The organism is Halomonas urmiana, from assembly GCF_005780185.1.
Lineage (GTDB): Bacteria > Pseudomonadota > Gammaproteobacteria > Pseudomonadales > Halomonadaceae > Halomonas > Halomonas urmiana.
On sequence record NZ_VBUI01000012.1, the window covers coordinates 1 to 16315 of the forward strand.

At 65.0% G+C, this 16315-nt stretch carries 15 protein-coding genes and 4 pseudogenes; 4 read left to right on the plus strand and 15 right to left on the minus strand.

Annotated elements, in window-relative coordinates:
* Positions 1 to 127: 127 nt before the first annotated feature.
* Positions 128 to 397 carry a helix-turn-helix transcriptional regulator gene (locus FEI13_RS08875; RefSeq protein WP_204758385.1) on the plus strand — a complete coding sequence of 90 codons (270 nt, stop codon included), beginning with the start codon at positions 128 to 130 and terminating at the stop codon, positions 395 to 397.
* Between the two features lie 28 nt (positions 398 to 425).
* Here the strand turns inward: FEI13_RS08875 and FEI13_RS08880 are convergent.
* The 3 genes and pseudogenes from FEI13_RS08880 to istA form a co-directional block, all read right to left on the minus strand.
* Positions 426 to 1133 (minus strand): annotated as a pseudogene (locus tag FEI13_RS08880) (aminotransferase class I/II-fold pyridoxal phosphate-dependent enzyme); the annotation flags it as partial.
* 66 nt (positions 1134 to 1199) lie between these two features.
* A complete protein-coding gene (gene istB, locus FEI13_RS08885) occupies positions 1200 to 1973 on the minus strand; it encodes an IS21-like element helper ATPase IstB (protein WP_138181188.1) in 774 nt (257 codons plus the stop codon).
* On the minus strand, positions 1966 to 3489 hold the full coding sequence (gene istA / locus FEI13_RS08890; RefSeq protein ID WP_420841584.1) for an IS21 family transposase: 1524 nt from the start codon (positions 3487 to 3489) through the stop codon (positions 1966 to 1968). The genes istB and istA overlap by 8 nt, the downstream gene beginning before the upstream one ends.
* A 179-nt stretch (positions 3490 to 3668) precedes the next feature.
* On the opposite strand from istA, the pseudogene FEI13_RS08895 reads away from it, so the two are divergent.
* Positions 3669 to 4810: pseudogene (locus FEI13_RS08895) on the plus strand (IS3 family transposase).
* A 26-nt stretch (positions 4811 to 4836) separates the two neighbouring features.
* Here the strand turns inward: FEI13_RS08895 and FEI13_RS08900 are convergent.
* Together FEI13_RS08900 and tdh are read right to left on the minus strand one after the other, a co-directional pair.
* Positions 4837 to 5310 (minus strand): annotated as a pseudogene (locus tag FEI13_RS08900) (aminotransferase class I/II-fold pyridoxal phosphate-dependent enzyme); the annotation flags it as partial.
* A gap of 49 nt (positions 5311 to 5359) precedes the next feature.
* Positions 5360 to 6385 (minus strand): annotated as a pseudogene (gene tdh, locus FEI13_RS08905) (L-threonine 3-dehydrogenase).
* 195 nt (positions 6386 to 6580) lie between these two features.
* On the opposite strand from tdh, the gene FEI13_RS08910 reads away from it, so the two are divergent.
* Positions 6581 to 7165 carry a helix-turn-helix domain-containing protein gene (locus FEI13_RS08910; protein WP_166462128.1) on the plus strand — a complete coding sequence of 195 codons (585 nt, stop codon included), beginning with the start codon at positions 6581 to 6583 and terminating at the stop codon, positions 7163 to 7165.
* Here the strand turns inward: FEI13_RS08910 and FEI13_RS08915 are convergent.
* The 7 genes from FEI13_RS08915 to hisD form a co-directional block, all read right to left on the minus strand.
* Positions 7156 to 8172: a nuclear transport factor 2 family protein gene (locus tag FEI13_RS08915; protein WP_138181190.1), complete on the minus strand. Its 1017-nt coding sequence runs from the start codon at positions 8170 to 8172 to the stop codon at positions 7156 to 7158. The two genes, FEI13_RS08910 and FEI13_RS08915, sit on opposite strands and share 10 nt — an antisense overlap.
* Before the next feature lie 117 nt (positions 8173 to 8289).
* Positions 8290 to 9372: a porin gene (locus FEI13_RS08920; RefSeq protein WP_158294532.1), complete on the minus strand. Its 1083-nt coding sequence runs from the start codon at positions 9370 to 9372 to the stop codon at positions 8290 to 8292.
* A gap of 354 nt (positions 9373 to 9726) precedes the next feature.
* Complete coding sequence (locus FEI13_RS08925; protein ID WP_138181192.1) at positions 9727 to 10428, minus strand: RraA family protein; 702 nt, start codon at positions 10426 to 10428, stop codon at positions 9727 to 9729.
* Complete coding sequence (locus tag FEI13_RS08930) at positions 10425 to 11162, minus strand: alpha/beta fold hydrolase (protein WP_138181193.1); 738 nt, start codon at positions 11160 to 11162, stop codon at positions 10425 to 10427. Before FEI13_RS08930 ends, FEI13_RS08925 begins: the two co-directional genes overlap by 4 nt.
* A 16-nt stretch (positions 11163 to 11178) precedes the next feature.
* The gene (locus tag FEI13_RS08935) at positions 11179 to 12192 is read right to left on the minus strand and encodes a cupin domain-containing protein (protein WP_138181194.1); all 1014 of its coding nucleotides are present in this window, start codon (positions 12190 to 12192) and stop codon (positions 11179 to 11181) included.
* The gene (locus FEI13_RS19450; RefSeq protein WP_240036480.1) at positions 12189 to 12350 is read right to left on the minus strand and encodes a hypothetical protein; all 162 of its coding nucleotides are present in this window, start codon (positions 12348 to 12350) and stop codon (positions 12189 to 12191) included. The genes FEI13_RS08935 and FEI13_RS19450 overlap by 4 nt, the downstream gene beginning before the upstream one ends.
* A gap of 24 nt (positions 12351 to 12374) precedes the next feature.
* Positions 12375 to 13685: a histidinol dehydrogenase gene (hisD, locus tag FEI13_RS08945; protein WP_138181195.1), complete on the minus strand. Its 1311-nt coding sequence runs from the start codon at positions 13683 to 13685 to the stop codon at positions 12375 to 12377.
* A 225-nt stretch (positions 13686 to 13910) separates the two neighbouring features.
* Here hisD and FEI13_RS19735 point away from each other — a divergent pair, with 225 nt between their 5' ends.
* The gene (locus FEI13_RS19735) at positions 13911 to 14189 is read left to right on the plus strand and encodes an IS3 family transposase (protein ID WP_158294533.1); all 279 of its coding nucleotides are present in this window, start codon (positions 13911 to 13913) and stop codon (positions 14187 to 14189) included.
* Here the strand turns inward: FEI13_RS19735 and FEI13_RS08955 are convergent.
* From FEI13_RS08955 to FEI13_RS19270, 3 genes are read right to left on the minus strand one after another with little or no spacing between them, the layout of a single operon-like run.
* The gene (locus FEI13_RS08955) at positions 14133 to 15107 is read right to left on the minus strand and encodes a nuclear transport factor 2 family protein (protein ID WP_138181197.1); all 975 of its coding nucleotides are present in this window, start codon (positions 15105 to 15107) and stop codon (positions 14133 to 14135) included. The two genes, FEI13_RS19735 and FEI13_RS08955, sit on opposite strands and share 57 nt — an antisense overlap.
* Positions 15104 to 16099, minus strand: a complete 996-nt coding sequence (locus FEI13_RS08960) for a LacI family DNA-binding transcriptional regulator (protein ID WP_204758386.1) — start codon at positions 16097 to 16099, stop codon at positions 15104 to 15106. The genes FEI13_RS08955 and FEI13_RS08960 overlap by 4 nt, the downstream gene beginning before the upstream one ends.
* 23 nt (positions 16100 to 16122) lie before the next feature.
* On the minus strand, positions 16123 to 16314 hold the full coding sequence (locus tag FEI13_RS19270) for an SDR family oxidoreductase (protein ID WP_240036481.1): 192 nt from the start codon (positions 16312 to 16314) through the stop codon (positions 16123 to 16125).
* Position 16315 lies beyond the last annotated feature (1 nt).

The window sequence follows — 16315 nt, forward strand, 5'->3', positions numbered from 1 at the left end:
AGCGTCTCCTTTCGCCCCCTGATCGGTTTATAAGAACAGGGTATCAGAGGGCACGACACTCATCCTGACATTGGGGGCCCTACGGCTGATCGAAGAACGTCCTGCGCCATTGCCAAGCGTGGCCGAATTGGCCGAGCACTGCGCGTTATCGCGCAACCGCTTCGGCGAGTTGTTCAAGGCCGCGCTCGGCATGAGCCCCAAGCAGTACCTCGAACAAAGGCGCATGCGACGGGCCATGTCGCTGCTGGTGCACGGCGATGCCAGCATCGCCGACATCGCCGAGCGACTCGCCTTCTGCGATGCCTACCATTTTAGCAAACGCTTCAAGGCGCTGACCGGGCTCAGCCCCCGACACTACCGCGCCCACGTACGCCGCTCGTTACCCGACCAGTCGTGAGCGGCGCATGACGCGGGAGTGACAAAGGCTAGAGCCCAAGGCGTTCCTTGACCCGGCCAAAAGCGGCCAACGCCTCATCCAGATCGTCCTGCGTCAGGGCGGCGGACATCTGCGTCCGAATCCGTGCCTTGCCCTTGGGCACGACCGGGTAAGAGAAGGCGATGACATAGACGCCTTCCTTCAGCATTTCCTCGGCGAAGCGCGCCGCGAGGGCGGCATCATGCAGCATCACCGGCACGATGGGATGCTCACCGGGAAGCAGCTCAAAGCCCAGCGCCTCGAGTCCCCGACGCAGGTAGGCCGTGTTGTCTTTCAGGCGATCACGCAACTCCCGGGATGTTGCCGCCAGCTCCAGGGCCTTCAGCGCACCGGCCACGACCGGCGGCGCCACAGTGTTGGAAAACAGGTAGGGACGCGAGCGCTGACGCAGCAGCTCGACGATCTCGCGACGGCCGCTGGTGTAACCGCCACTGGCTCCCCCCAGGGCCTTGCCCAGGGTGCCAGTGAGGATATCCACGCGTCCCAGGCACCCCTTGTACTCATGGGTGCCGCGACCGCCGTCGCCGAGAAAGCCCGTCGCATGACAGTCGTCGACATGCACCAGCGCCCCGTAGCGCTCGGCCAGGTCACAGATCTCATCCAGCCGAGCGATATAGCCGTCCATCGAGAAGACGCCATCGGTGGTGATCAGCTTGAAGCGCGCTCCCGCCTCATCGGCCGCCTGCAACTGTGCCTTATGCGACGTCAACTACTTTGACCGGTCGGCGACAATTAAAATGACCGGTTGGGTGGGTAGTTGTCGTCAGTCTGACGACGCGACTTTTCGTCCTTGTAGTTGACGTTGATAGGCGCGTTTCCGGTAGCTCTCTCCGCTCAGTTCCATCAGCGTGGCGTGGTGTACCAACCGGTCGATGGCGGCCACCGCCATCATGCTGTCGGGGAAGATGCTGTCCCAGGCGCTGAACGGCTGGTTGGCGGTGATGATCAGGCTGGCCGACTCGTAACGGTGAGCGATCAGCTCGAACAGCACCGACGTCTCGGCCTCGCTGCGTTGGACGTAGCCGATGTCGTCGATGATCAGCACCGCGTACTTGTCGAGCTTGGTCAGCACGTCGCTCAGCCGCAGGGCCTGCTTGGCGGCTTGGAGCTCCTGCACCAGGCCCGATGCCGTGGCGTAACGGACCCGGTACCCCTGGTCGATCAGTGCATGACCGAGCCCGGCGGCCACATGGCTCTTGCCCACGCCGGAGGGCCCGAACAGCAGCAGGTTGTGGGCCTGGTCGACCCACTGGGCATCCCCCGCCAGAGCGCTCAGCTGCCGGCGCTGCTCAGCCCCGATGGCGTCGAATTCGAAGGTCTCCAGGGTCTTGCCCACCGGCAGCCGGGCCTCCTTGAGGTGGCGGGCCAGTCGGCGCCGCTCGCGCTCGGCCAGTTCGTGCTCGCACAGGGCGGCCAGCGTCTGGGGCAGGCTCCAGCCCTCGGCCTGGGCGCGGGTCTCCAGCTGGGACCAGCAGGCGGCCATGGTGGGCAGGCGCAGTTGCCGCAGCAGCAGCGGCAGGGTCTGGGCGTCAGGCATGGCGGCGCACCTCCGTGGCCGAGGTGGAGGGGAGCAGGACGTCATAGCTGGCGATCTCATGCTGCGTGACCTGAGGCAGCGCGATCACGCCCTTTGGTTTGGCAGCGAAGCGCGCCTGGAGGTCGGCCAGTGTGGGGCGCTCCCCGTGCTTCAGGGCCCCCAGCCAGTAGGTGGCGATGGCCTCGGCCTGGTCCTGCTCGGCCGCCAGCGCCAGGGCCCCGACGATGCGCTTGCAGGCCTCGGCGACCGGCCAGGCGGCGGTCAGCCGTGCGTACAGCTCACGCCAGTCGGCGCCCGGCAACAGCTCCTCACGGAACGTCAGCCCCGCCAGCGCACGGGGCTTGCGGACCAGCCAGCCGATCACGTGGCGATAGTCGATCACCCGTAGGCGGCCACTCGCCGGGGTGGCATGCAGACGCGGCAGCGTCAGCAGCACCTGCTGGGCGTGATGCAGCACCAGGCGGTCGTCGTAGAGGTGCACCCGCAGACGCTCGCCGATCAGCCGGGATGGCACCGAGTAGAGCACCTTGCGCACCTGGATAGTGCTGGAGGTGGTGACGCTGACCGTCAGCTCGGTGTAATCGGTGCCCGGTCGACTGGGCAACGGCCTCAGGGCATCGCGTTCGATGGCGATGCGCGCCGCATTGCGGCGGTTGATGGCAGTGACCACCTCATCAAGGAACGCCTGGTAGGCGTCGAGACTGGCGAACGCCTGGGAGCCACGCAGCGTCAGGCGCTGTTGGAGACGCCGCTTGAAGTGGCCATGCGGCGACTCGATGCTGGCGTTCTCGTGCCCTCGCCCCGGATTGTTGCGGGTCGCCGTCATGCCGTAGTGGGCGCACAGGGCGGCATAGCGCTCGGTGAGATCCGTCTCGGCATCACGCCCCAGGTTGCGAAAGGCCGCCGATAGGCTGTCGGTACGGTGCTCTGCGGGGACACCGCCGAGACGCTCCAGCGCACCGGTCAGGCCTTCGGCCAGGGCCGTGTAGCTCTCGCCGCCCAGCACCACGCGTACGTGGCACCAGCCGCTGAAGGCCAGGCGGAAGTGATAGAGCCGGTGCTCCAGCGGCTCCCCGGCGACGGTGATGACGAGACCCTTGAGCTCAGTGAAGTCGGAGAGACCGCGCAGCCCCGGGCCATGGGTCTGCGGAAACATCACCTCCTTGTCCGGCCCATGGGCGGCCCGCCAGCCCTTGACCCGGCGCTGCAGGGTACGCAGCAGGCTATCGGGGTACTGGCCGGGATACTGCTCCTGCAACCACTCCAGCAGGGTCAGAGCCTGCAGGTTCGGGGTAGTCGTCAGCTGGGGGACGACCACATCGTCCCACACATCGGTGAAGGGATCAGGCCGGGTTCGCCACTGGCGAGGGGCCGATGGCTCGGGGGATTCGGCACGTCGCTCGAGGCGGCGGGCGGTGCTGACGGAGAGGCCGGCCTTGGCGGCGGCGACCTCCTGGGCCTGGCCTTGCTGACGTTGCGACATATAGAGCGTGACCTGTTGGCTGGTGACCGCCATACCGGCTCCCTGGTGGGTCGGACGAGCGGTCAAGCTTAGGGCAACCGGTCAGAATAGTTGTCGTCCACCGGTCAGAGTAATTGTCGCTCTATAGTGCCTCCAGGTCCGCCATATCGTGAAGTGGTCCAATTGGAGCGGACACCCCGATAAGCCTCATAATGGAGGCAATGGAGGTGTTCATGACCAAGAAGACTCGACGTCGGTTTTCCGATGAATTCAAGGCGGATGCGGTGAGCCTGGTGATCGATCAGGGGTATTCCGTATCCGAGGCTGCTCGACGCCTGGGCGTGGAGCGCAGCGTACTGGACCGCTGGTGCCGCAAGCACCGTCAGCAGGACGCCGGAAGCCTGGAGCGGCAGGAGGACGATCGCGACGCCGAGATCAAAAAGCTCCGCGAAGAAGTGCGTAAGCTACAGATTGAAAAGGATATTTTAAAAAAGGCGGCGGCCTTCTTCGCCAAAGAGTCGAGCTGAGATACCAGTTCATCGAGTCGGAGAAGGCCACCTATCCCGTGGCCGTGTTGTGTCGGGTCATGCAGGTCAGCCGGAGTGGTTTTTATGCCTGGCGACGACGTGGCCCTGATGACCAGCATCAGGCCCTGCTCCACGAAGTCAGAGAGATTCATCGCCAGAAGCGTGGCAGCTATGGCAGCCGCCGCATGGCCAGAGAACTGCGACGCCGAGGCTACGACGTCGGCCGTTACCAGGCCCGCAGCCTGATGCGGGAAGCCGGTGTAGAGGCACGTCAGCGGCGCCGCTGGCGACATACGACCGACAGTGAGCACAGTCTGCCGGTGGCGCCCAACCTACTGAACCGCCAGTTCATGGTGGCGGCACCGAATCGGGCCTGGGTGGCCGATATCACGGCGATCTGGACGCTGGAAGGGTGGCTCTATCTGGCGGCGGTACTCGACCTCCACGATCGGCAGTTGGTGGGCTGGGCGATGGCCGATCACATGCGCACGCAGTTGGTCCTGAACGCCTTGGAAATGGCCGTAGGTCGCCGGCAGCCCTTGAGAGGGCTGATCCATCATAGCGATCGCGGCAGCCAATACGCGTCGCATGAGTACCGCGGCACGCTGGTCCGGCATGGATTCCAGGCTTCGATGAGCCGCAAGGGGAACTGCTGGGACAACGCGGTCATGGAGCGCTTCTTCGGCTCACTGAAAAGCGAGTGGCTGGCGGGCCAGCGGTATGCGAGCCGACAGGCAGCGCGGCGGGACGTGATTGATTACATCGAGATGGAGTACAACAGCTGCCGGCTCCACTCGACCCTGGGCTACCAGACGCCGAGGGAGATTGAATTGGCAGCTGTAGCTTGAAAATGTGTCCGCTCTGACTTGACCAGAACATCGCTATTGCGATAGCGATAGCGACGCGCCTTGCACAGGCGTACACCGTCGATGATGCTGGCGTGATTGAGCTCATCGGAGATCACCGCGTCCTCGGGACCCAGTAGGGTCTCGAAGAGCCCACCGTTGGCATCGAAACAGGACGGATAAAGGATGGTGTCCTCGGTGCCGAGAAACTCGCTGAGCCGCGCTTCGAGGTCCTTGTGCAATGTCTGAGTGCCACAGATAAAGCGCACAGACGCCAGACCATATCCCCACGTATCCAGCCCTTCCCGGGCGGCCGACTGAACCGCCGGGTGTTGGGCCAGCCCCAGGTAGTTGTTGGCGCAGAGATTCAGCACCTCTCCGTCGTTTGCCACGCCGACATGCGCCCCTTGAGCCGTAGCCAATTCGCGCTCGCGCTTGTAGAGGCCGGCTGACTCGATTTCAGCAAGCTCGTTGCGCAGATGTTCCTGAAAATTACCGTACATGATGTGCAGTCCTTGGTTGTCCGTCTTCGTCACCACGCCTCGCGGAGGCTCAGTCCCAGCTCAGGACCACCTTGCTGGCCTCCCCCTCCAGCATCGCCTGGAAGCCCTGCTCGAACTCGGTGTAGTGCAGGCGATGGGTGATCACCGGCGAGATATCAAGCCCGGACTCGACGAACACGGACATCTTGTACCAGGTCTCGTACATCTCGCGCCCGTAGACTCCACGGATGGTCAGCATGTTGAAGATCACGGTGTTCCAATCGATCGCCGTGTCCTCGGCAGGAATGCCGAGCATGGCGACCCGACCGCCGTGACACATGCTGGCCAGCATGCTCTTCAGGGCTTCGGGGCTGCCCGACATCTCAAGCCCGACATCGAAGCCTTCGCTCATGCCCAGCGATTGCTGGACCTCGGCCAGGCTCTCCTCCTGCACATTGACGGTGCGCGTGGCCCCCAGTCGTTTGGCCAAGGCCAAGCGATCCGGATTGAGGTCGGTGATCACCACATGACGCGCCCCAGCATGCCGACAGACGGCCGCCGCCATGGCCCCGATCGGTCCGGCGCCGGTGATCAGGACGTCTTACCCCAGGACGTCGAACTGCAGCGCTGTGTGCACCGCATTGCCCAGCGGGTCGAACAGAGACGCCACATCCAGGTCGATACCCGGCCGATGCTCCCAGACATTCGACATCGGCAACGACACGTATTCGGCGAAGGCACCGGAGCGATTGACGCCAATGCCAGGGGTGTGGGGACAGAGATGGCGACGCCCTGCCAGGCAGTTGCGGCACCGCCCGCAAACGACATGCCCCTCTCCCGACACAATCTGGCCAGGGTGGAAATCATTGACGTTGGAACCGACCTCGACGATCTCGCCGACGAACTCATGACCGACCACCATGGGCACCGGGATGGTCTTAGCCGCCCAGTTATCCCACTTATAGATATGCAGATCGGTCCCACATATCGCCGTGCGTTTCACCTTGACCAGCACATCGTTGATGCCGACCTCAGGCATCGGCACGTCTTCCAGCCATAGACCGGGGGCTGCTTCTCGCTTGACCAACGCCTTCATGCGCCTCTCCTACTAATTGTGAGTGGTCTTCTTGAGTGCCCCCATGGCTGGCAATCTCTGCCGGGATGATTACCATGAAGGAATTAATTCCAGCATAATGGAAAACATCCCTTATGAAAGAAAAAAATTCCATTATATTGGATAGGAGTCCAAGAGTGACCAACACGCACCCCGACGCCATGACGCCATGACGCCATGACGCCATCAGAGGCATCCCACCAGCCGCCACAGGGCGGCCAGCTGCTCTGCGACCGCGTCATCGAGCTGCGCAAGAAGCGCGGCCTGACACTGGACCAGCTGGCCTCCGCCTGCGGCGTTAGCCGCTCGATGCTCAGCCAGATCGAACGCGGACGCGCCAATCCCACCCTGGCGGTGACCCTGCGCATCGCCCAGGCCTTCGGGCTCAGCATCGGCGATCTCGTCGACCAGCCTTGGACCGCCTCCACCATCGAGGTGGTGCGCGGCGACGATGCCACCCACCTGTTCCGCGACGATCGGGAGTGCCGCATCCGGACCCTCTCGCCGTTGCATCTCGAGAAGCACGTGGAGTTCTACGAACTGCGCATCGCCCCACGGGCCAGCCTGCGCAGTGCCCCCCACTTTGAAGGCACACGGGAATTATTGACCATCACCCGGGGCCGTGCCCGGGTGGTGGCCGGCGACAGCGACTGCCAGCTGACGGAGGGGGATTCAGCGCACTATCACGCCGACCAGGAACACGTGATCGAGAACGTCAGCGACGACGAGCTGCTGGCTTTCCTGGTCGTCACCTACGAGTAATCGGTGCCCACCAGCCCGGCGGTACGCTCGAGGATGTCGAGCCCCTGCTGCTTCAGCCAATATGGCAGATCGATCAACACCCAGTTTTCAGCCAATTTGTCGCCCTCGCGGCGATAGATATCGACGACCCGCATATCGGCGGGCACCTCGCCACCGGGCAAACCAAGGAAGCCCCCGGTGGGCGTGTTGGTAAGATTCGGCCAGCCGAAGAAACCGGCGTAGTTGCCCTCAGCGAAGCGGGTGATGTGGCCGTTGAAGATCTTGCCCTTCAGGCCCTGACGGAAGGGATACTGATGCTGTTCCTGATAGCGCGGGATAGTGTAGGTGGCCCCGATGCCGGCGGGGCCGTACCAGATCATGTCGTCGTGCCAGCTGCGCGCCAACACCTCGGGGGGACAGCGGTCGTTGCCACTCTTGTTGAGGGCAGTCAGGTCATCGACCATCCGGTTGACCAGCGACAGGGTCTTCTCGCCTTCTGCGGGGGCCTGGTCGTCGAACAGCAGGCCATCATGAGTTCGGGGGCCGGGATAGACGAAGGAGGCACCGGTCTGGAGCGGCAGGGGCTGGATCCCGGCCTGGTGCATCACATCGATGATGTCGCAGAAGAATCCGCTGCGCACGATCCTGCCGTCGCGAATACAGTGGAAGTCCGCGTAGCGCAGGAAGCCGATCTTGCGGGTCGCCGGGATACCCAGCCAGGGGCGGTCTCGCAGCCCCATGAAGTGGCCCATGCTGACCACCCAGTCGCTACCGTCGGCGGCGTTGGTGCCGGCGAAGAACACATCCTGACGGCGCTGGACCGAGGACCAGCTAGCGAGGAAAGGCTGCCAGAAGGCCTCGGCAATGGCCTCCGCTCCGTACTGCTCACCGAAGGGGTGAACGCCACGCCAATGGCTATCGGCGCTGGTGTAGGTGGCGAGAATGTCGGTGACGCTTTCCGGCGTGGCAGCTTCCAGCTCGCGATAGAAGTCGAGAATCAGGGCCTTGTTGGCTTGATGTACGGTCATGATCAATTTCCGAACGGGAATGGAATCGAGAGCGCTCGGCAACCTCAGTCGCCGAGCGCGGTGATGTCACCCACAATGTACTACGTATGCATAACAGCGAGAACCATGGCGCACCGCTCAGAAATCGTAGCGGATACCCAGTGCCCACTCGCTGTCGGCATCGCCGTAGTGCCGCTCCTGGCTGTCCCAGCCATTGCTGCCGTGATTAATCTGGTAGTCGCTCCACACGAGGAAGCGATCACGGATGAAGTGGTATTCCAGTCCAAAGCTGTAGGTCAGGCGGCGATATCCTTCGCTGTCCTCGCCAGTGTCGTCCAGCCAGTTGAAATTGACGTTGGGCCGTAATCCGTTGGCGAAGTGATAGTAGCTGTAGGCCTGAATGCCCAGGGCATCGTAGAACTGACCGTTGGGAGCGATCTCCCAGTCCTGGCTGTAGCCGACGTGCATCGCCGCATGGATGTGATCGGTGGCGTACTTGATGCCGGCAAGCCACAGGCGACCCTTGTCGCCATCCGAAACACCGCTTCCCGGCGTCACATCCTCGTAGGTGTTCTGGATGTAGGCCACGCCGGCCTCCAGGTTCTCGCCCACCGGCCGACGCAGCGAGGCGCCGATCCCCTCGGTGAGGTCGGCCTCGACGCCAAAGGCCAGCTCCTTGTCGCCGCGGCGCCCCTGGTACTGCAGCCCGAGCTTCCAGTCGCCGAAGCTCTGGCGCCAGGCCACGGCGTTGTCGGCTCGCCCGGCGCCACTCACCTGGCCCCAGTCGTCGAAGTTGTAGACCCCGAAGGCACGACTGCCGAACTTGCGGCCCATGTCGGTCCACCAGCCCACGTCGTAGACCACGCCCCACAGCTTGCCGACCGTCAGTTCACCGTAGCGGTCGTGATCGAGTCCGGCATAGAGCAGGCGTTGAGTGACGTGCTGGTCATCATCATAGTCATCCTCGGTGGCATAGACCGACCATTCACCCTTGGCCAGGAAGTCGAGTTCGTCATTGATGGCCTGGGTCGCCACCAGAGCCCATCGGGAGTCACCATCCCAACGGTGACTGTCATCCTGGTAGGTGTTGTAGCGAAACTGCACACGACCATCGAAACTCAGGGAAGTGTCGGCATCCGTATACAGATCGAACGCCTGAGCGGAAGACAGGCAAAAGGGGGTCAGCAGCCCCAGGGCAAGGGCCGGTACTTTGAAATGCATTATGTGTCCCTTAATTTGTGATTGTGCATTCATCAGTGAGGGAGGAAGCCGCAACGGCAAACCCGTTGACGGCGATACACCGCCAGGCGGTGCCGCCTCGATGCCTCCCCGACATCGAGACGTGGGTGCCGACCTGCTGGCCGACAGGCGAGCCAACCCCTGACTGCAGGGTTGCAGCCCGCCATGCTCGACGGTGTCGAACTAGAAGCGCTGCTCGGTTGGCGGATCGAACAGTTAGTCCGGGTCTCCTGTCGTTGTCGCTACATCGATCCAGGGGGCAATGATGGGCGTCCGCTCGCGCGGATCGCGCACGCCGGCGGCGTGTCAGACAACCGGGGCCGGGGACGGGCACCACTAGACGCGACGCTTCTCGAAGGCCTCCCAGGCGTCGAGCAGCTTGTCGAAATCGAAGCCGGGCGCCCGGGCGCTGGCCAGCAACTCGCGCTCGGCGCCGACGATCCGCTCGATGGCCTCGGGCAGGGCCTGGGCCTCCTCCGGCGTCAGGCGCACCGCGCCGTGGCGGTCGGCATGCAGCAGGTCGCCGGGGGCCACGCGCATCCCGAACACCTCCACCGGCTCGTCCACGGCGGTGACCCGCACATAGGCATGGGAGGGACCGACGCGGCCGCCCAGCACGGTGAAGTCGGGCTCCAGGTCATCGAGATCGCGAATCACGCCGTTGGTCAGCACGCCGTTTACACCGAGGCGCTTGTGCAGGCAGGTGTTGACCTCGCCCCAGTAGGCGCCCACGGCGTCCTCGCCGTCCTCGTCCTCGATCACCATCAGGCTGTCGGCGGGGCTCTCGGCCACGTAGCGGTAGTAGGCAAGGCGCCGCTCCCGGATCACCGCGACGTCCTCCTCGGGCGGCGTCAGGGCGCGGATCTTGGCACAGCGGGCATAGCCGACCAGGGGCGCGGCCTGGGGATCGGCGGCCACCAGCGGCCGACGGGTGAAGCCCTCGGCGCTGCGAGTGCCGCGGACCAGGTCCAGGGCGTTGGCCACGGTAGGGGTGTCGAAGCGACGCAGCGTCTCGAGCAGTTCCGGGCTCAGGGTCATGGGTCTCTCCGGGTCTGGGGGTTCGGGTCGCGGTCCAGCCAGCGAGCCAGCGCCTCGCTGACCGCCTCCGGCGCCTGCAGGGTGCTGAGGTGGCCGACGCCCTCGAGGATCATCAGTTCGGCGTCGGGGATGTGCTCGGCCAGGTAGGTGTGGCGCGCCGGCGGGCAGAGCCGGTCGCCATCGCCGCACAGCACCAGGGTCGGCTGGGTGATGGCGGCGAGCGCCGCGCTGCCGTCGGGCCGATCGCGCAGGGCCAGGGACTGGCGACGGAAGGTCTCGACCCCTCCCCGCTCGGCCATGGCCACCACCAGCTCGGTGTGGGCTAGATCGGCGGGAGCGCCCTCGGCGGGATAGAGAGGTGCGAGCACCTCGCGGGCATAGCGGGCAAGGCCCATCGCCTCGGCCTGGGCGATGTCGTCGATCCGCTGGGCCTGACGCTCCGGGGCCTCGGCGAAGGGGTTGGTGTTGAGCAGCGCCAGGCGCGCGACCCGATCGGGTGCCTGACGCAGAATGGACAGCGCCAGGATCCCGCCCATGGACAGTCCCGCCAGATTGAAGCGCGGCCAGGGGACCTGGCGGAGAATGTCCCGGGCCAGGGCATCCAGGTCATCGCAGCTGTCGATCCGCGGCACCAGGATCTCCGCCTGACTGCTCAGGGCCTCGATCTGCGGCGCCCAGAGCCGCTCGTCGCAGAGGGTGCCAGGGATCAACACCAGGGAATGTCGCTCGGACATGATGGTGTCTCCCTGTTCAGGCCACGAGGCGCGGGCCAATCGGTGCATCGCCGCCCCGCACCACCACGATCTCGGCGTCGGCGTCGGCGATGACCCGGTGATCCCAGCCCTGGGGCGAGGTGAAGGTGTCGCCGGTCTCCAGCGTCAGCTCGCCGGCCTCGCTGACGACGCGCGCCTGGCCGGACTGCACGAACAGCACCTCCGGCTCCTCGCAGCGGTAGTCGGGGGTCGCGGCGCCGGCCGCCAGGCGCAGCACGCGCAGCTGGAAGCCGTGGGGCCACCAGCCGGTGATCGGACCGGGACCGAGGCCGTCGGCAGCCGCGACCGGGGCGATCACCGGACACTCCTCGACGCCCTCCCCTGCCAGCGGCGAGGTGGCGCTGGGCGTCAGATCCTCGTGGCGTACCAGGCACTTAGCCAGGCGGTCCGGAGACGGGGTGACCAGCCGCGCGATCTCGTCGGCATCCGGCGCCGTCTCGAGCTCGGCGTCCTCGGGCAGGGTGTCGCCGCCCGCCAGGTCCACCAGCTGACCGTTCTTGAGCAGGACCAGGCCATGCTCCCGGGCCAGGTCGAAGACGCTGGGCGCCCAGCGGACTCGGCCGGGGTCGTCGCCGCCCAGCACCACCCAGAGGAAGCCGGTGCCGGCATCAAGCTTCTCGAAGCCGCGGAACATGTGGATCGGCACGCTCACCACGTCGCCCGGCCCGATGTCGAGAGTGCCGTCCTCGCGCTCGGGCCCGAAGAGCAGCCGCCAGCGGCCGGTATGCACCACGAACACCTCGGCTTCCTCGTGGGAGTGCTGAGAGTTGAGGCAACCGTCAGGCTGGCGGGCACCGCCGACGTTGAAGCCATGGGGCTCGGAGATGTGCACGTGCTGGTCGGCGCTCTCCGCCACGCCGGGCCCGATGATGGTGAAGTTTTCCTTGCGATCCGACCCCGGCGAGCGGGTGTCGACGAAGGCATTGCGGCAAGGCACCAGGTCCGGGTAGCGCACGCGGCGCTCGGCCAGGGCGTTCAGGGTCCAGGTCATGAGGCCTCCTGTTGGCAGTGTTGGGTGATCTGGGTGTGGATGATGCCGAACAGCACCACCGGGGCACCGGCCGCCGCCAGCCCCAGGTCCTTGCTGGCCCCGGTGACCAGGGCCGTGCGGCCATCCAGGCGAGATTTGGGTGTTTGAGGTAGCGTCATGCTTGCCTCCTTATCGGGGTCGCCTCAGGCTTCCACCTGACCGGCGTAGGGAACGTCACGCTGGCCGGAGCGGCGCACGCGCTCGTTGGCCTGCTCACCGTGGCCGGCGAAGCCTTCCAGGGCGCACAGCCGCGAGCAGTAGCCGCCGATGCGAGCGGAGGCCTCGTCGGTCAGCACCTTCTGGTAGGTGCAGGTCTTGAGGAACTTGCCGACCCACAGGCCGCCGGTGTAGCGCGCCGCCTTCTTGGTCGGCAGGGTGTGGTTGGTGCCGATGACTTTGTCGCCGTAGGCGACGTTGGTGCGCGGGCCCAGGAAAAGCGCGCCGTAGTTGACCATGTTCTCCAGGTACCAGTCCGGGTTCTCGGTCATCACCTGGACGTGCTCGTAGGCCATCTCGTTGGCGACCTGGAGCATCTCCTCGTGGGTGTCGCAGACGATGATCTCACCATAATTCTCCCACGACTGGCGCGCGACCTCGGCGGTGGGCAGTTTCTCGAGCAGCTCGGCGATGGCGGCCTCGGTGTCCCTGGCCAGCTGCTCGGAGGTGGTCAGCAGCGCGCAGGGCGAGTTGGTGCCGTGCTCGGCCTGACCCAGCAGGTCCGTGGCGCACAGCAGGCCGTCGACGCTGTCGTCGGCGATCACCAGGGTCTCGGTGGGGCCGGCGAAGAGATCGATGCCGACGCGACCGAACAGCTGGCGCTTGGCCTCGGCGACGAAGGCGTTGCCCGGACCGACCAGCATGTCCACCGGCGCGATGCTCTCGGTGCCGATGGCCATGCCGCCCACGGCCTGGACGCCGCCCAGCACCAGGATCTCGTCGGCGCCGGCCAGATGCATGGCGGCGACGATGGCCGGGTGCGGCTTGCCCTTGTAGGGAGGCGCGGCGGCGACCACCCGCTTGACGCCGGCCACCTTGGCCGTCAGCACGCTCATGTGGGCCGAGGCCACCATCGGATAGCCGCCGCCGGGGATGTAGCAACCCACCGCCTCGATGGGCACGTGCTTGTGGCCCAGGATGATGCCGGGGCTGTTCTCGACTTCGATCTCCTGCATGGAAGCCAGCTGGGCCTCGGCGAAGCGGCGCACCTGGGCCTGGGCAAAGCGAATGTCCTCCAGCGCCTGGGGGTCGACCTCGCTGATCGCCTGGTCGATCTCCTCCTGGGTCAGGAAGAAGCTCTCCGGCGACCAGCCGTCGAAACGCTCCGAGAGCTCACGCACGGCGCTGTCGCCGCGGGCTTCGATATCAGCCAGGGTGGTCTCGACCACCTCGCGGACCTTGCGGTCGGCCTCAGCACGAGTATCGGCGGCAGCGCCGGACTCGAGATAACGGATCATGTGGGGTCCTCATAGCTGTCATTGGGGTTGTCTTGTCAGGGGGCCGGATGAGCGTTAGACGCCTCTCCAGTGGGTGTCACATCAATCTGGCACTTTTTGAATACGAATGCAATATGATGTCGAAGAATGCCCGGCGCTTGACGCCAGCGTCGTCGCTGGCGCGCCACGACGCCAGCTTACCGCATCCCCCCTCGGACCAACGTGCAGGTCGTACGGATGAACCACATGATCAAGGAAGCGACTATTCGCAGCTTTCATTACGTCATCCTGGAGGAGATCGGCTCCCAACTGCAGAACTACCTATGGGCTTATAACAGTGCACGTCCGTTACGGACGTTGAAGGGTAAAACACCCGTTGGCTTCATTCTTGAGCGCTGGCAGGATGAGCTCGAGAGATTTCACGAAGCCCTATCCGCTGCTTCTCGGGACCATACAACTAGGTGTCATTCAGAGATCGCCCGTTTTCAGCAGGATCTGTTTCCAGATCGAGGTTTCGTCAAATAGCGTGTATTCGCGGCGCAGGCCCCAGGGGCCAAACTCGGCGTGGCTGGCGCCCAGCACGAAGACCTCGGCTCCAGTCGGCTTGCCAAAGACCCCCCAGCCGTCGTGTTTGCCGTGCAGCGTCCAGCGCAGCGCGGCGCGCGGCGGCATCATCGGATCGTCGCAGCCGATCTGGTGATGGAGCTTGAACTCGGCATTGGGGAAAGAGGCGCGCAGTCCCATCCAGAATCGGTCCACCGGCCCCCTGCCGTGGCCGGTAACGCCGCCGGAGTATTCGGATTGCACTGCCCGGTCGTACTCGGCCTCGATCACACGCATGTCGGCATTCATGATCCGAGTCAGGATACCGGCGTATTTCTCGCCCCACTCATTGTCGTTGCCTTGGCCTTTGTAGGGGCCAGGCTGTTCGTTGGCAGGCGTGTAGGGCTGGACGCAGGCCTCGGGGCCGCCCTCCCGAGCGATCAGATCGCGGGCATAGTCCCTGGAGTCCCAGCCCATCTGACGCACGATCGCGCCCTGGTCCCGGATAAGCCATTCGTCATTGATCTGGTTGTCGATGGCGTGGCAATCAGCGATGATCCGATAGGTGAGCTTATTGCCGGTGGCCTTGCCGTAAACCCCGTCACCCAGATGGGTCGCCGTGGACAAGAGCCGGTGTGATGACAGCATGCCGTCCTCCGGCGTACCGGACCAGATCACGTCCTCCCCCAGCAGGGTGCGGTCTGGGAATTCGGCGAGCGTTGCCATGGTGGCGGCGATCACGCCCTCGTTGCCCACCACCACCGAGGCGGGTGATCGCACGACGATGTCCGGTGCGTAGTAATCGTGCAGCGTGGCGATGCCGCGGTCTTCCCAAATCTCCTTGGTGATGCCAATGATGTAATCTGGGAAGTCCTTGAATTTGGGATCAAAACCCTTCATTTCTTCCATCCTCCAGGTAGGCGGGCCGAGCCGCGGATGATTAAGGGGCCGTCGATCTCGACCCGCCGCGGGCGCGCTTCGGCGTCTTCGATCTTGCGCAGAATGATATCGACGGTTTCGGCCACCATGCGGTTGGCGGGCTGCCGCACGGTAGTGAGGTTATAAGTGGGCCAGGCGGCGGCGGTCACATCGTCGTAGCCGATCACGGAGACGTCGCCTGGCACGCTGAGGCCCAGTTCGAAGCGCAGGGTGTCCATGACAGCGAGGGCCATGTGGTCATTGGCCACGAAGAGCGCATCGGGCGGATCGCTGGCGAACATGCGGCGGGTGGCTTCCTGGGTCTGTTCGGTGACGAAATTCCCCACCTCGCGGGCATGGAGGGTGACTCCGGCCTCTTGCAGTCCTGCGCGGAAGCCGGCCTCACGGTCACGCTGGGTCGAGGCGCCTTCCCAGCCGGCGATATAGCCAACCTTCTTGTGCCCGCCCGCGAGCAGGAACTCGGCCGCCTTGCGCCCGCCGGCGATGTTGTCGGAGGTCACGGTCGACATCGACGGATCATCCTGCACCCGGTTGAACAGCACCATCGGCACGCCGGCCGACTGGCAGCGCGCGGAGAGGTCCGAGGACAGCGCAACCGAGGCCGCGATGATGCCGTCGACCTGGAAGTCCAGGATCTCTTCGACCACGCGGTCGATGTTTCCCGCCGCATGGGAGGCGAGGAAGACCAGCACGTGGTAGCCCCGTTCCTGCAGCACGTTGGTGAGCTTCTCCAGCACCTCGGGGTAGAACTGGTTGTTGAGGTAGGCAACCACCAGCCCGATGATCCCGCTCTTGCCGGATACCATGGCGCGGGCGAGGACATTGGGCCGGTAGCCCAGCTCATCGGCCGCTTTGCGCACCTTCTCGATGGTCTTCTTCGAGACCGAAGCCCCGGGCGTGAAGACTCGGCTGACCGCTGACTGACTGACCCCAGCCAGGTGGGCGACGTGCATGGATGTGACCTTGCTTGCCCCCATCAGCCTGCCGTCCAGCCACCGTCTACCATCATCGCGGTGCCGGTCACCAGCGCCGAGGCATCCGATGCCAGGTAGACCACCGCGCCCATGATGTCCTCGATCTCGCCGGGGCGGCCGAGCTTGATCTTGTCCAGGACCCAGGCGCGCTTGCCCTTCAGGCTGAAACTGGGGGTGCTGGGAAGAGTGGTCATG